Here is a 15,234-nt window from a genome sequence, read left to right as displayed (position 1 = left end):
TTTTATTAAAAGTTTACATTTAATCCTAATGTATAAATTCTTGGTCTTGGATAAATATTATTGTCAATACCTCCACTTACTTCTGGATCAATACCTTTGTAATCAGTGATTAATAATAAATTCTGTCCACCTAATGATAGTTTTGCACTAACTTTTTCAGACATAAATTTTTCAAAATTATATCCAATAGTAAGGTTGTCTAAGCGTACAAAACTAGCATCTTGAATATAATAATCAGACTGAAATCTTTCAGCTGATGTAGAGCTAAAATTAGTGTTTAAAATTTCAGTAACTGCATTTCCTAAGTCTGTTTCTCTAATTAAAACTTGATTACTCCATCCTAAATTAGAATCTACGTTATTGTATACATAATTACCCCAACTTCCTCTCCAAGACATAGACATATCCCAGTTTTTGTATGTTAAGTTTGTATAAAAACCGTAAAAAATATCAGCGCTTGGTTTTTTATAAATATAACGGTCAGCAGTTGTAATAGAACCATCACCGTTTCTGTCAATGAATACACCATCAATAGGATTCCCCTGATTGTCATAAGCTTGTTCATAAACAAAGAATGAATTTGGTGTGTAACCAACAGTTTGAATTTGAATATTATTACCAATTCCTCCTGCAATTCCACCCGTTTCTATTCCAAAACCTGGCGCACCATCAATTAAATCAGTAAGTTCTGAATTTTGGAAAGTAATATTTCCACCAACACTTAATGTGAAATTGTCATTTTTTACAGGAATTACTTCAGCAGCAATTTCTATACCTTGGTTTTTTGTTTTTCCAATATTGTAGTTGTCATAATTTGAAAAACCAAAAAATGGTGGATTTGGAATAAATGCTAATAAATCTTTTGTTCTTTTTTCATAAACATCTACAGAACCTGTTATTCTATCATTTAAGAATCCAAAATCTAATCCAATGTTTCTAGTTTCAGTTTCTTCCCATTTTAAGTTAGGATTGTATCTTTCTGGACGAACTGTAGTGTAAAATTGATTGCCAAATTGGTACTGTGCTTGCGCATCAGATGACAAATAAGTTGCTTGAGAAGGATAGTAACTTCCGGTATCTTGTTGACCCGTAATACCCCATCCTAATCTTAATTTAAGATTTGAAATTGAAGAAACGTTTTTAATAAAACTTTCTTCATCTATTTTCCATGCAAATGCTGCAGAAGGGAAGTTACCCCATCTAAAGTTTTCAGTAAATCTTGACGAACCATCTCTTCTGTAGGTTGCTGTTAAAATATATTTGTCGTATAAATTAACAATTGCTCTTCCAAAAAATGATTGTAAGTTTAATTCATTATAATAAGGAGCGCTATTTGAAATAATAGCATTATTTACAGATAGTCCACTGCCATAGTATTCTAAGTTTTGATAATTATAACCAGCAGTTAATTCAACAGAACCATTTATTGCATTGATGTCTCTTTTGTAGTTGAAAAACAAATCCATTAAGCGGTTTCTGCTGTAATTTTTGTTTTCATAGTTATCTGTTACATCATAAGCATAATCAGGTGAAGAATTTCCATAACTTCTACCCGTTGTATAATCATATCCAAAATTGGCAATTAATTTTAATTCTGGCAAGAAGTGTAGTTTATATTCTGTTTGAACGTTTCCTAAACTTCTAAAGTTGTTACCATAATTATTGAATTGTTCCAATAAAGCAACAGGGTTTCTACCTGCTAATTGGTTATTCCATTCAAAATATGTTCCGTCTGGATTTTTTACATTTTGTGTAGGATCAAAAGAAATAGCCGAACCAATAGCACCTCTATTACTGTAATTGTTTCTCATTACAGAAGTTTTATTGTTTAACTCCACTTTTAAATGGTTGTCAAAAAAGTTACCTACTAAAGCCACACCTGTTGTTGCTCTATTCATGTTGTCTCTTTTTAAAATACCATTCATATCAGTTAAACCAACAGATGCTCTATATGTAATATTGTCAATTCCTCCAGATAGAGATACGTTGTGGTCAGTTCCTAAGGCTTTTCTATAAACCTCGTTTTGCCAATCTGTATTTGCTGTACCTAGAAGTGCTTGTTGATTTGCACTACCAAAAGTATTTACATAATCTCTTAGTTGATTAGCACTTAAAACATCTACTTTAGTAGAAATTTCACTTAAAGAAACATTACCATTATAATTTACTTTTAAGTCACCTGTTTTTCCTTTTTTAGTAGTAATAATGATTACTCCATTAGATGCTCTTGATCCGTAAATAGCTGTTGCAGATGCGTCTTTTAAAACAGTTACCGATTCAATATCGTTTTGGTTAATTGTTGCTAATGGATTTCTTCCGCCTGTGTTATCTTGTAAAACAGGAACGCCATCAATGACAAATAAAGGGTCATTGGTTGCTTTTAAAGACGACCCTTGTCTAATTCTAATAGTAGCTCCTTCACCAGGTGCTCCACCTCCGTTAGTAATTTGAACCCCAGCAACTTTACCTTGAATCATTTGATCCGCAGCAACTACTGGTCCTTTTACGAAGTTTTTAGAAGTCATAGTAGTTACAGATCCAGTAGCATCTTTCTTTTTAACAGATCCATACCCAATTACAACAACATCTTTTAATTCTTGTGTGTCTTCCTGTAAAGTTATCGTTACAGTTGATTGATTTTCATAAACTAATGTTTGATCTTTAAATCCTAAATAAGAGAAAATTAATTTTTGTCCTTTTTTTAGATTTGGTAACGAAAAATTACCATCAAAATCAGTTGACGTTACTATGTTAGTACCTTCTATTACAATGGTTGCGCTAGGCAAAGGCTGTTGCGAAGTACCATCTAAAACAACACCTTTAAGTGTGTTTTGTGCAAAAATACCTATCGGAAAGATAAGTAAGAAAAGTAGTAACTTTTTTTGCAGTGTTTTCATACAAATTGTTTAGGTTAAAATTGTTTTTTAATTGCTTATAACTTTACTTCTAATGTTAAATTTATGTAAAAATTAGTTATAAAAAAATGAGAATCAATTTTATAGCTCGCGAAAACGTTTTCGTGTTGAAAACTTTATTAATTAAGCAGTTTTTTTAGCAAAAATTACGATACATAAAAAAATAAACATACATTTAATAAAAATTTATAATCTCTATTTTTATCATGAGAAAAAAAGTTACTTTAAAACAAATTGCAAAGGAATTAGATGTTTCTATTTCAACCGTTTCAAAATCACTGCGTGATAGTCACGAAATTAGCGAAGATACTCGGCTAAAAGTTCAAGCTTTTGCAAAACTGTATAACTATAAGCCAAATAATATCGCATTAAGTTTGAAAAACAAAAAGACTAAGACAATTGGGATTATTATTCCTGAAATTGTACATCATTTTTTTGCAACTGTTATTAGTGGAATTGAGCAAGTAGCTAATGAAAATGGATATAATGTAATTGTATGTTTGTCTGACGAATCCTTTGATAAAGAGGTGATTAACTTAGAAATGTTAGCAAATGGAAGCACAGATGGTTTCATCATGTCTTTATCTAAAGAAACACAGCAAAAAAGAGATTTTCATCATATTCAAGAAGTAATTAATCAAGGGATGCCTGTCGTGCTTTTTGATAGAGTAACGAATGATGTTTTTTGTGATAAAGTAATTATTGATGATAAACAAGCTGCATTTGATGCCGTACACTTTTTAATTGAGCAAGGATTTAAAAAGATAGCTTTAATAACCACAGTTGATTATGTAAGTGTTGGTAAATTAAGAACGGATGGCTACAAGAAGGCATTGAAATCCAATAATATTTCAGTTGACGAAGAATTAATCATTAAAATAGAAGATATAGAAAATTGCGCTGTTAAAATTGAAAATCTAATTAAGGAGCAAAATTGTGATGCTATTTTTGCTGTGAATGAATTGTTTGCTGTTACTGCGATTAAAATTGCTGCAAAAAATAATCTCAAGGTTCCAGACGATATTTCGGTAATTGGCTTTACAGATGGAATTATTTCTCAATTTTCTACACCTAGTATTTCTACCGTTAGTCAAAATGGAATTAAAATGGGAAGAAAAGCGGCTCAAATGCTTATTGATAGATTGGAGCTAGAAGACGAAGAAGACGAGCATTACAAAACAGAAATCATAGAAACTAATTTGATAGTTAGAGAATCTACTACAACGAAATAGTTTGATTTAAGTATTTGATTATTAGTATTATATAGATGTTAAAATTAAAAAACATGTCTTGCGTTTTTTGATTAAGTATTGTTTTATTCAAAAAAATATTTTTAAATTTACAAAATCAAAGCTTATAACTTCACTTCTAAAACAATAAGTTTTGATAAGCAAAGTGCTTATCGTATTTTAATTTAAATTACGATAATGAAAAAACCGAATTTAAGTTTTTGGCAAATATGGAATCTTAGTTTTGGATTTCTAGGTGTCCAAATAGGCTATTCGTTGCAAAATGGTAACACTAGTAGAATTCTCGAAGCATTAGGTGCTAATGTTGACAAGATTAATTATTTTTGGCTTGCTGCTCCCTTAGCAGGTTTAGTCGTTCAACCTATTATAGGTCTTTCAAGTGATAAAACTTGGACCCGTTTAGGAAGAAGAATTCCTTTTATATTACTTGGTTCTATAATTTCGGCTTTGGCGATGTTTTTTATGCCAAACTCTGGAAATTTTGCCAATCTATTACCTGCCTTAGTATTTGGAGGTGTAATGTTATTGTTAATGGACACCTCTTTTAATATTACAATGCAGCCTTTTAGATCTCTAGTTGGTGATATGGTAAACGATGAGCAAAAAAATCTTGGGTATTCTTTACAGAGCGCATTAATCAACTTTGGGGCTGTTTTCGGCTCTTTGCTTCCTTGGATTTTAGCAAAACTAAATGTATCAAATGTTCCTGATGTAGGTGAAAAAGTTGCGGATTCTGTAATTTGGTCCTTCTATATTGGTGGTACAATTCTTCTATTAAGTGTGCTTTGGACCGTTTTTAGAACCAAAGAATATGCACCACAAGAACATGCCGAATTTAACAATATTGATTTAAACGCTCCAGAAGTAAAAGAAAAAACAAGCATAATAGAATTGTTAAAAACCGCACCAAAAATATTTTGGCAATTAGGTTTAGTTCAATTTTTTTCATGGTTTGCTTTATTTTTAATGTGGGTTTATACAACTAGAGCAATTGCAAATCAAGTATGGGGAGAGGCGGCAGCTGATCCGCGCTCATTATCGTTTAACGAAGCGGGTGATTGGACAGGAGTTCTGTTTGCTTTTTATAGTGCTGTTGCGGCTTTATTTGCACTATCAATTCCTTCAATTGCAAAAGTTATTGGAAGAAAAAAAACTTACAGTTATTCACTAATTTTTGGTGGAGTGGGGTTAATTTCAATGTACTTTTTTCATGACAAATACATTTTGTTTTTCTCAATGATTGGAGTTGGAGTAGCATGGGCTGCTATTTTAGCAATACCATATGCAATGCTTTCAAGCGCGTTGCCTGCAAATAAAATGGGAGTTTATATGGGTTTATTTAATGGAACCATAACGATACCTCAAATTGTAGCGGGTGCTTTTGGCGGAATTATTTTAGGTGTGCAAAAAGGAGCTATCTTTTATAATGAAGCAAATGTTAAATGTATTGAACCTGCAAATAAAGGTTTATTTTCAGGTGATGCAGTTTTGATGATTGTTGTTGCTGGAATTTCATTACTTATTGCAGGATTGGCTGTTGCATCTATTCAAGAAAAAACAGAATAAACGATGACTAAAAAAGCATTCATATTCGACCTTGATGGTGTAATTGTAGATACTGCTAAATATCATTTTCTGGCTTGGCAAAAATTAGCCAACCAGCTAGGAATTGAATTTACACATGAACATAATGAAGGATTAAAAGGTGTTAGTAGAGTTCGTTCATTAGAAATAATTTTAGAACTTGGCAAAATTCAAGCTTCTGAAGAAGATAAAAACAAATGGTTAATCCAAAAAAACGAGGAGTATTTGTCTTATTTAGTAACAATGGATGAAAAAGAGCTTTTGCCTGATGTAATTCGTGTTTTACAATATTTGAAAGATAAAAATCAATTTATTGCTTTAGGTTCAGCAAGTAAAAATGCTAGACCAATATTAGAAAAGACAAATATTATGCACTTTTTTGATGCAATTATTGATGGTAATGATGTTTCAAATGCAAAACCAGATCCTGAAGTTTTTTTAAGAGCCGCACAATTAGTTGGTGTTACAAATGAAAATGCAATTGTTTTTGAAGATTCAGTTGCAGGGATTCAAGCTGCTAACATTGCTAATATGACTAGTGTTGGAATTGGAGATCAATCCGTTTTACACGAAGCTAAATACAATTTTAAAGATTTTACATTTATTGATGAGGCTACTCTAGATAAATTAATACACTAATATTTTGTTTGAAATTTAAATTTATGGGCTCAAAAAGCAACCCTAACTTTTAAACTTTTAAACTTTTAAACAAGAAAAAATAAAATGAATCAAGATTATATTAAACCAGACAATTGGTCGATTATTGAGGAAGGATTTGATGCAGAAAAGGTTAAATCATCCGAAAGTTTGTTTAGTATCGGAAACGGTGCTATGGGGCAACGCGCTAATTTTGAAGAATATTATTCAGGTAAAACTTTTCAAGGAAGTTATATCGCCGGAATTTATTATCCAGACAAAACAAAAGTGGGATGGTGGAAAAATGGTTATCCTGAATATTTTGCCAAAGTATTAAATGCACCTAACTGGATTGGAATTGAAATAGAAATCAATGGAGAAAATTTAGATTTAGCCAAATGTAAATCTGTTTCAAATTTTAAGCGTGAATTGAATATGAAAGAAGGTATTTATTATCGTTCTTTTGAAGCTACATTAGCAAATGGTACTGAGATTGCTGTTAAAGTACGTCGTTTCTTGTCATTAGATTTAGATGAAGTTGGTGTAATTAATTATGAAATCACCGCACTAAACTCAGATGCAAAAATTGTATTTAAACCATATGTTGATGCCGGAGTACATAATGAAGATGCCAATTGGGAAGAAAAGTTTTGGGAGCCAATAAGTGTGAAAAATCTTGCTAATGAAGCTTTTGTTACAGCAAGAACTTTTAAAACCCATTTTACAGCCACTACATTTATGCAAAACAGTGTATTGCTAGATGGTTCAAACTTAAGTGTAACACCAATAAATGTTCAAACAACAACAGAAAAAATACAATTTTCTTACGAAATTGCTGTTGCAAAAGGTCAAACTACTACCCTACAAAAAATAGGTGGTTACACAGTTTCAATGAATCACGAAAATACAGTTAAAGCAGCTGAAAACATAATCTTAAAAGCGTTAGAAGTTGGTGTAAATCAATTAACTGAGAACCAAAAAGCAGCTTGGGCAAAAATATGGGAAATGAGTGATATTACCATTGATGGCGATGTAAAAGCGCAACAAGGTATTCGTTTCAATATTTTCCAATTAAATCAAACATATTTAGGAAAAGATTCAAGATTAAATATTGGTCCTAAGGGTTTTACAGGTGAAAAATACGGGGGTTCAACTTATTGGGATACAGAAGCTTATTGTATACCTTTTTACATGGCTACAAAAGACCAACAAGTCGCACGAAATTTATTAGCATATCGTTATAATCAATTAGATAAGGCAATTGAAAATGCTGAAAAATTAGGGTTCAAAAATGGAGCTGCTTTGTATCCAATGGTAACTATGAATGGTGAAGAGTGCCATAATGAATGGGAAATAACATTTGAAGAAATTCATAGAAACGGTGCTATCGCTTTTGCAATTTATAACTATTATAGATTCACAGGTGATTATTCCTATATTCCAGAAAAAGGATTAGAAGTGTTAATTGGAATTGCTCGTTTTTGGCATCAAAGAGCTACTTTTTCTACTAATAGAAATCAGTATGTAATTTTAGGCGTGACTGGCCCTAATGAATATGAAAACAACGTAAACAATAATTTCTATACAAACTATATTGCAAAATGGTGTATTGATTACACAATTGAGCAAATTCAAAAAATAGAGAAAGAATATCCATCAGACTACTCTAGAATCCTCAATAAAGTGAAGTTGTCTCAATCTGAGATTTCAGAAATGAAAAATGTAGCGGATAATATGTATTTCCCTTATTCTGAAGAGCACGGAGTATATTTACAACAAGATGGTTTCTTAGATAAAGAATTGATTACCGTGGCTAATTTAGATAAATCGCAACGACCAATTAATCAAAAATGGTCGTGGGATAGAATTTTACGTTCGCCATACATCAAGCAAGCAGATACTTTGCAAGGATTTTATTTCTTTGAGGATCATTTTACCAAAGAACAATTGGAAAAACATTTCGATTTTTATGAACCATTTACAGTGCATGAAAGTTCGCTTTCTCCTTGTGTTCACTCTATTCAAGCTGCTGTTTTAGGAAGAATGGAACAAGCTTATACATTCTATTTAAGAACTTCACGTTTAGATTTAGATGATTATAACAAAGAAGTCGAAGAAGGTTTACATATTACTTCCATGGCAGGAACTTGGATGAGTATTGTAGAAGGTTTTGGTGGAATGCGTGTTAAAAATAACCAATTGCATTTTGAACCAAGAATTCCAAAAGAATGGAAAGGTTATTCGTTTAAAATTAATTTCAGAAATCAAATTTTAAAAGTGGAAATAACGCAAAATGCTACCAATTTTTCATTAGAAGGAGAAAAAGAAATTTTAGTAAATATAAATGGAAAACAAGTTACAGTTGAGCCAAATGGATTGGTAACTGTTTAATAAAAAATTCAGCCCTTGTAGTAATTATGCTACAAGGGTTTTTAATTTAATCTTATGAAAAAAATAATATTCTTTTTATTGCTAACAACATATTCATTTGCACAAGTTGACCGAATGGAGCCGCCTTTTTGGTGGAGTGATATGAATTATTCAGATGTGCAAATTATGTTTTATGGAAAAAATATTGCGCAAAATGAAATTTCTGTTTCTAATGGAATTGTTATCAAAGGAATTCAAAAAACCGAAAATCCTAATTACGTTTTTGTAACTATTGATACAAAAAATATTCCAACACAAGATTTTGTTTTCACATTTAAAAACAAAAACAAATCGTTTACTCAACAATATTCGATTAAATCTAGAAGGGAAAATTCAAGAAACCGTAAAAGTTTTGATTCCTCAGACTTAATCTATTTAATTATGTCTGATCGTTTTGCTAATGGGAATACAAACAACGATAATACAAAAGAAACTATTGAAAAGGTAAACAGAAGCAATAAAGATGGCCGTCATGGTGGTGATATAGAAGGAATTATTAAAAATTTAGATTATATAAAAGAATTAGGTGCAACGGCAATCTGGCCAACACCTCTTTGCGAAGATAATGATGAAAGAGGTTCTTATCATACGTATGGACAATCTGATGTTTATAAAATTGATTCACGATTTGGAACAAATGAAGACTATCTTCGTTTAAGTGCTGAATTACATAAGCGCGGAATGAAGAATATTATGGATTATGTTACCAACCATTGGGGTTACAATCACTGGATGATGAAGGATTTACCTACTTATGAATGGATTCATCAATTCCCAGGTTATGCCCAAACTAATTACAGAATGGCAAGTCAATTTGATGTAAATGCATCCAAAAAAGATTCTAATCTATGTATGGATGGTTGGTTTGTGAAATCAATGCCTGATTTGAATCAATCAAACCCATTAGTTTTAAATTATTTAACTCAAAACGCTATTTGGTGGATTGAATATGCTGATTTAGATGGGTTTAGAGTAGACACATATTCTTACAATGACAAAACTGCTATTGCGAAATGGACGAAATCTATTACAGATGAATATCCCAACTTTAATATTGTTGGAGAAGTTTGGATGTATGATCAAGCACAAATGGCATATTGGCAAAAAGATAGTAAGATAGGTGCTATTCAAAGTTATAATTCGAATTTGCCTAGTGTAATGGATTTTACTTTACAAGAAGCAATTCATAATGGAGCTTTTAATGAAGACAAACAAGAATGGCGTAATGGAATAGTAAAAGTGTATGAAAATTTTAATAACGATTTTTTATATCCAAACATAAACAATCTATTAGTTTTCTTTGAAAATCATGATACCAATAGAATTAATCATATTTATAATAATGATTTCAAAAAGTATCAAATGGCATTAACCTTAATTGCCACTGTGAGAGGAATTCCGCAAGTATATTATGGTTCAGAAATTGGAATGGCAGGAGATAAAGGTCTTGGTGATGGGGATATTCGTAGAGATTTTCCAGGTGGATGGACAGGCGATAAAAATAATGCTTTTTTAAAATCAGAAAGAACAGCAGAGCAAGAAAAATTCCATGCTTTTACTAGTAAATTATTTAATTGGAGAAAAAACAAAACTGTAATTCATACGGGTAAAACAACACATTATATTCCTGAAAACAACGTGTATGTTTATTTTAGGTATAATGAGAAAGAAAGTGTAATGGTGATTGTAAATAATAATCCTGAAAAACAAGTATTTAAAACTAATAGATTCTCTGAAAACATTAAAAATTTTAAAACAGGGATAGATGTATTAACCTCTGTTACTATGGATTTAAAAAATGATATTTCAATCGATGGGAAATCAGTTTTAATTTTAGAATTGAAATAAAATTATCTAGTTTTATCAAAAAAGGCTTTTAAACATATTGTTTAAAAGCCTTTTTAGTACCCTTAACGCAACTAATTACGAACCAAATCTATCTTGACTTTAAGAAACTTTACGACTTAAAACCAATACTAGAAGAGGCTGGATTGTACCCTATTATCAACAATAATCAAGCACAAACGGCACACTTCTAATGAAAGCAACCTATACTTCTATTCCAGTTGATTTATGTCAATACGCTTTGATTAACAATAGAGTTAATCATTTAAAGCTATTTCTTTATTTGAAGACAACTTCAAGTGGTCATATTAGTATGAAAAATTATAATCTTTATTCTGCTTGGGCATCAGACCTTGAATTAAGTGAAAGAACGATACGCAATTTGTTTAAATGGCTAATAAAAAACAAATGGCTAACCGTTAACTCAAAAAAAGTATCATATAGAATAATAAGCTACAAACAATTAAATAGAAAATTGGGGTTCACTAACCCTAAATGTTTTGTATTTGAAGAAGAGTTTTCAAAGTTAAAATCATTTTGTTCTGCAAGCGTTTGCACACAAGCAGCAAAACGAAAAAGATATTTTGATAAGATAAAAAGACAGTCGGTGTCAAAATTGGGAGATACCAGTAAGAATTGTAATTCACGTCGAAATAACTTAGAACTTTCTACCAGCTATTTAGCATCTTTTTTAGGGGTGTCAAAAACAACTGCACATAACATAAAAAAAGATGCTACAAAATTTCATCTTCTTGAAATCAAAAGTCAGAAAAACTATTTGCTTGACAAATTAGGAAATAAGATTGAGCAAGACAAGATGATGATCTTTAGAAAAAACAATCAAAAGTTATCAGGGAGATTAAGAACTAAAAAAGGCTTTATTGCAGTAATTGAATCCGATTTAGTTAAATCAAATTTAATAATGAAGACAAAGCGCTTTAAATACAGGGAAAATATATGAACGGATATATTGGGGGTATAGGGGGAATAAAGAATAATAACCTTATCTGTTATCTAAATAGTAATTCTTTTAGAGATTATTAAGTAAAGTAAAATGAAAGCTAGAAAAAGGTTGAAGGGAGACTATAGAAATTTTAACCAGTAAGTGCAGAAAAACGATTTTAAGATATTGATTCAATAATAAAAAACAGAAAAATCATGAGAAAAAGACACAAAAAGCTACAGAAAAAGCATAAAAAAGTCATCGAAATGATAGAAAATAAACATGATTTATATGATGTATATTATCATTTTAAGATTGATGAAAATGTAATAAAAATTTGGCGTCAAACAATATTAGGGTTTGATGATTTATACTTGAAAGCTATAGGATTGACAAGACTTCAAGAGCATTTTATTAATTTATTCCCTTTGAGATTTTTAAATGTTGCAGCTACTTGCAGAGAGGTCAGAATTAGTAGACAAACCTTCTATAGATGGCTCGAAGAAAGTGACACTTTTAGGGCTTTTCATCGTGATATAGTAGAAGGGTTTAAGGATGATATAGAAACTATCCTTTTAAAAAAGATATTTATTGATGAAAATGTTATGGCTATGAAAATTTATTCAGAGGCTAAAATGAAAGATAGAGGGTACGGAGTTTCTACTCATATTGTGACGAATGAAAAACGAAACATTAAAATGCCAACAAAAGATTATTCAAAATACACTATGCAAGAATTGGACGCAGAAATAGCTCTTTTTGAAGCCAAATTAAATTAAAAAAACAGCCGAAAACGTTGGGTCAAAAGTCAAATTCTGTATAGATTTACAATAAATATATGACTTTTTGTATTTACACTATCGGATATGGAAATCGCTCGATTTCAGATTTTATTCAAATTTTAAAAGATAATCAAATTCAAGTTGTGGTTGATGTTAGGTCTGTACCTTATTCCAGATATAGACCAGCCTTCAATTCCAAAGCACTAGCAAAGAATCTTACTGATGTAGGAATTGGTTATATGTTTAAGGGAAATGAATTAGGCGGAATGCCAAAAGACACAGCTCTTCAAACTAATGATTTACCAGATTATGATAAAATCAGAAAAACAATTTCTTACCAACAAGGACTTTATTATTTAGAATGTGGTATTGAATTGGGATTTAGAATTGCTGTTTTATGTGCTTGTTTAGACCACACGGAATGTCACAGAAACAAACTCATAGGAGTTGATATGTCGAGAAAAGGTTATGAAGTTTACCATATTAACAAAAACGGAGATATTTCTCAAAATGAGAGGCTGTTTTAGTCTCTTTTTTTGTTTTCTAGCATATAGCACTTATTAAACTACCATTTAACAAATGTTACAAATGAAATATATTAGTTATTATAGAGTATCAACAAAGAAACAAGAAAAGTCGGGACTTGGTTTGGACGCACAGAAGACAGCAGTTCAAAACTTCTTGGATAAAGAAAATATTTTGATTGCAGAGTATCAAGAAGCTGAAAGCGGAAAAGACAATCAACGACCTCAATTGCTTAGAGCCATTGAACACTGTAAATCTACTGGTGCTGTTCTTTTGATTGCAAAACTAGATAGACTTTCCAGAAATGCAGCCTTCATACTCACATTGAGAGATTCTAAAATTGAATTTGTTTGTGCTGATATGCCTACAGCAAATTCAGTTACTATTGGGATTATGGCAATTTTAGCACAGGATGAAAGGGAACGGATTAGTCAAAGAACAAAAGTTGCTCTTGCTGAACTAAAAGCCAGAGGAATAAATCTTGGTTCGCCACAAAATTTAACAAATGAATCCAGAACAAAAAGTATTGAAGTAAGAAGAAATAATGCTTTAGAAGACGAAAACAACAGAAAAGCTACTGCAATGATTGTATTGATGAAAGATAGCGGAAAAAGCCTTTATTTTATCTCAAATCAATTAAATGAGAACGGATTCAAAACAAGAAATGGAAAAGAATTTAATCAGATGACTGTAAAAAGATTGTACGATAGGTACGTGAATAATAAGTAATGTTGTTTTGAGCCAAATCTATTTGACCTTTTCAAAAAGTTGTGAGAGTGTTATTTCGAGAGCTGTAGCAATTATTGCCAAAGTTGCAATATTTGAAGTGACTACCGCCTTTTCAATTTTGTAAATGTATTGACGGTCTTTATTAACCATTTTAGCGAGTTCTGTTTGGGTCAAACCTTTTAATTTTCTGAAATATACTATCTGCTCCCCAACTTTAATTGGGATTTCATTTTCTATTTTCTTTAATTCTAAATCGGACAAATTACGCATGAGTGCAATTTCCGAGCAAATACAAAAACATTTGTAACCTTAAAATACTACATTTTTTATATATTTACATTTCAAAATTAAAAAATAAAAAGATGAAAATTTTAAAGTATGTTATTTCAATTGGATTGCTTCTAGGTGGAATTAGAGCATTAATCGAGGGTAATTTCCTTATGTCTATTTTCTTTGTTTTGGCAGGTTTAGCAATGTTTCCAAACATTTCTGAAATTCTAAAATCAAAAATTACATTATGGCAAAATAAATACGTTAGATATGGGATTATAATAGGATTAGTTATAATAGGTGGAGCATTTAAAGGCAAAGCAGATAAACAAAAACTGGAATCAACTCCAGAGTTTTTAGCTGAACAATTCGTTAAAGACAATCCCAACAATAAACTGATAAAAATTGCTGATACACTTTTAAAGCTTGATGATTATTTCGATAGTGACGACAGTAAAAAATATTTTTATGATAAAAATTACACAGTTAATTCAGATGGTAGTGTATCATATAGATTTTTGGATATTAAAAGAGATAGTTTGTTCAAAGATTATCAAAATTTAGAAAATGGAAATTACATAATTGATTATAATCTAATTTTTGACTTTAAAAACAACAATGTTAATTCAGTGAAAGCAGTTGCAAAATATAGTAATGGAACTGAAAAAGAGTTTTCCGAAAGCAATATTATTTCTATTGAAAAGCTTCTGAACACATCCAAAATTTTAAAAATGAAAGATGCAGTTGCAAAACTTGCAGAAGCTCAAAAACTACACAAAGAAAATGAGATGAAAAAAGCGAAATTTGAAGAAGAGTGTTTTACAGGAATGGATGGCTATAATCTACCATTAGTAAAATATGTTAAAGAGAACTTACATAATCCTGACAGCTTTGAACATGTAGAAACTAAATTTATTTTGAAGGATAGTTATGCATTGGTTTTTATGAAATATAGAGCAAAAAATGGTTTTAACGCACTTATACTAAACACGATTACAGCTAAGGTAGATTTTGATTGCCAAGTAGTTGAAATAATTGAATAAAAATATTTTTTGAAGATTGCAACTTTTAAGTTACATTAGCCTTAAATTTCTTTAAAATAAAATTCTTTTTTTATGAAAATAGATATTGGGAAACTAATCAAAGAAGCCCGAGAGAAGCAAAATTTAACTCAAGAAGAGCTTGCTCAGAAAGTCGGTAAAAAAAGAAGTTACATTTCAAGAATTGAAGGGGTTGAAGGTTCCAATATAAAACTAAAAACCCTGATTGAAATTGTTGATAAAGGTTTTAAAGGGAAAATAACAATAGATTTGTAATTGAGCCAA

At 30.7% G+C, this 15,234-nt stretch carries 13 protein-coding genes; 11 read left to right on the top strand and 2 right to left on the bottom strand.

The genetic code is table 11. The features are described 5' to 3' along the window. Positions 1–5 precede the first annotated feature (5 nt). Positions 6–2,897, bottom strand: coding sequence for a SusC/RagA family TonB-linked outer membrane protein (locus G4L40_RS09205; protein WP_166236907.1), 2,892 nt, complete (start codon positions 2,895–2,897; stop codon positions 6–8). A gap of 224 nt (positions 2,898–3,121) precedes the next feature. Between G4L40_RS09205 and G4L40_RS09200 the strand changes: the two genes are divergently transcribed. The 9 genes from G4L40_RS09200 (at position 3,122) to G4L40_RS09160 (ending at position 13,639) form a co-directional block, all read left to right on the top strand. Beyond that, positions 3,122–4,147, top strand: coding sequence for a LacI family DNA-binding transcriptional regulator (locus G4L40_RS09200; RefSeq protein ID WP_166236906.1), 1,026 nt, complete (start codon positions 3,122–3,124; stop codon positions 4,145–4,147). Between the two features lie 195 nt (positions 4,148–4,342). Continuing rightward, positions 4,343–5,731, top strand: coding sequence for an MFS transporter (locus tag G4L40_RS09195; protein WP_207785356.1), 1,389 nt, complete (start codon positions 4,343–4,345; stop codon positions 5,729–5,731). A 3-nt stretch (positions 5,732–5,734) separates the two neighbouring features. Beyond that, on the top strand, positions 5,735–6,388 hold the full coding sequence (gene pgmB / locus G4L40_RS09190; RefSeq protein ID WP_166236905.1) for a beta-phosphoglucomutase: 654 nt from the start codon (positions 5,735–5,737) through the stop codon (positions 6,386–6,388). An 84-nt stretch (positions 6,389–6,472) separates the two neighbouring features. Then, complete coding sequence (locus tag G4L40_RS09185) at positions 6,473–8,776, top strand: glycoside hydrolase family 65 protein (RefSeq protein ID WP_166236904.1); 2,304 nt, start codon at positions 6,473–6,475, stop codon at positions 8,774–8,776. A 54-nt stretch (positions 8,777–8,830) separates the two neighbouring features. Continuing rightward, on the top strand, positions 8,831–10,663 hold the full coding sequence (locus G4L40_RS09180; RefSeq protein ID WP_166236903.1) for a glycoside hydrolase family 13 protein: 1,833 nt from the start codon (positions 8,831–8,833) through the stop codon (positions 10,661–10,663). Positions 10,664–10,853: 190 nt separating this feature from the next. Continuing rightward, positions 10,854–11,621 (top strand): hypothetical protein, encoded by a 768-nt coding sequence (locus G4L40_RS09175; protein WP_166236902.1) that lies wholly within the window; start codon positions 10,854–10,856, stop codon positions 11,619–11,621. A gap of 197 nt (positions 11,622–11,818) precedes the next feature. Further along, positions 11,819–12,382 (top strand): hypothetical protein, encoded by a 564-nt coding sequence (locus G4L40_RS09170; RefSeq protein ID WP_166236901.1) that lies wholly within the window; start codon positions 11,819–11,821, stop codon positions 12,380–12,382. Between the two features lie 59 nt (positions 12,383–12,441). Continuing rightward, positions 12,442–12,912, top strand: a complete 471-nt coding sequence (locus tag G4L40_RS09165; protein WP_166236900.1) for a DUF488 domain-containing protein — start codon at positions 12,442–12,444, stop codon at positions 12,910–12,912. Positions 12,913–12,973: 61 nt separating this feature from the next. Next, complete coding sequence (locus G4L40_RS09160) at positions 12,974–13,639, top strand: recombinase family protein (protein WP_166236899.1); 666 nt, start codon at positions 12,974–12,976, stop codon at positions 13,637–13,639. A gap of 18 nt (positions 13,640–13,657) precedes the next feature. On the opposite strand, the gene G4L40_RS09155 is transcribed toward G4L40_RS09160, so the two are convergent. Further along, complete coding sequence (locus tag G4L40_RS09155) at positions 13,658–13,900, bottom strand: helix-turn-helix domain-containing protein (protein ID WP_166236898.1); 243 nt, start codon at positions 13,898–13,900, stop codon at positions 13,658–13,660. Positions 13,901–14,001: 101 nt separating this feature from the next. On the opposite strand from G4L40_RS09155, the gene G4L40_RS09150 reads away from it, so the two are divergent. Together G4L40_RS09150 and G4L40_RS09145 are read left to right on the top strand one after the other, a co-directional pair. Further along, positions 14,002–14,952: a hypothetical protein gene (locus G4L40_RS09150; RefSeq protein WP_166236897.1), complete on the top strand. Its 951-nt coding sequence runs from the start codon at positions 14,002–14,004 to the stop codon at positions 14,950–14,952. 72 nt (positions 14,953–15,024) lie between these two features. Continuing rightward, positions 15,025–15,225 (top strand): helix-turn-helix domain-containing protein, encoded by a 201-nt coding sequence (locus tag G4L40_RS09145; RefSeq protein ID WP_166236896.1) that lies wholly within the window; start codon positions 15,025–15,027, stop codon positions 15,223–15,225. Positions 15,226–15,234: the final 9 nt, after the last annotated feature.

Source organism: Flavobacterium celericrescens (assembly GCF_011392075.1).
In the GTDB taxonomy this organism is placed as follows: Bacteria; Bacteroidota; Bacteroidia; order Flavobacteriales; family Flavobacteriaceae; genus Flavobacterium; species Flavobacterium celericrescens.
The sequence above is the reverse complement of the archived record's forward strand: the minus strand, read 5'-3'. Positions and strand labels throughout refer to the sequence as shown.

Coding starts and splice junctions, on each gene's coding strand:
- G4L40_RS09185 (WP_166236904.1), top strand. CDS start 6,473: ATGAATCAAGATTATATTAAACCAGACAATTGGTCGATTATTGAGGAA.
- G4L40_RS09145 (WP_166236896.1), top strand. CDS start 15,025: ATGAAAATAGATATTGGGAAACTAATCAAAGAAGCCCGAGAGAAGCAA.
- G4L40_RS09205 (WP_166236907.1), bottom strand. CDS start 2,897: ATGAAAACACTGCAAAAAAAGTTACTACTTTTCTTACTTATCTTTCCG.
- G4L40_RS09200 (WP_166236906.1), top strand. CDS start 3,122: ATGAGAAAAAAAGTTACTTTAAAACAAATTGCAAAGGAATTAGATGTT.
- G4L40_RS09175 (WP_166236902.1), top strand. CDS start 10,854: ATGAAAGCAACCTATACTTCTATTCCAGTTGATTTATGTCAATACGCT.
- G4L40_RS09170 (WP_166236901.1), top strand. CDS start 11,819: ATGAGAAAAAGACACAAAAAGCTACAGAAAAAGCATAAAAAAGTCATC.
- G4L40_RS09150 (WP_166236897.1), top strand. CDS start 14,002: ATGAAAATTTTAAAGTATGTTATTTCAATTGGATTGCTTCTAGGTGGA.
- G4L40_RS09195 (WP_207785356.1), top strand. CDS start 4,343: ATGAAAAAACCGAATTTAAGTTTTTGGCAAATATGGAATCTTAGTTTT.
- G4L40_RS09160 (WP_166236899.1), top strand. CDS start 12,974: ATGAAATATATTAGTTATTATAGAGTATCAACAAAGAAACAAGAAAAG.
- pgmB (WP_166236905.1), top strand. CDS start 5,735: ATGACTAAAAAAGCATTCATATTCGACCTTGATGGTGTAATTGTAGAT.
- G4L40_RS09165 (WP_166236900.1), top strand. CDS start 12,442: ATGACTTTTTGTATTTACACTATCGGATATGGAAATCGCTCGATTTCA.
- G4L40_RS09180 (WP_166236903.1), top strand. CDS start 8,831: ATGAAAAAAATAATATTCTTTTTATTGCTAACAACATATTCATTTGCA.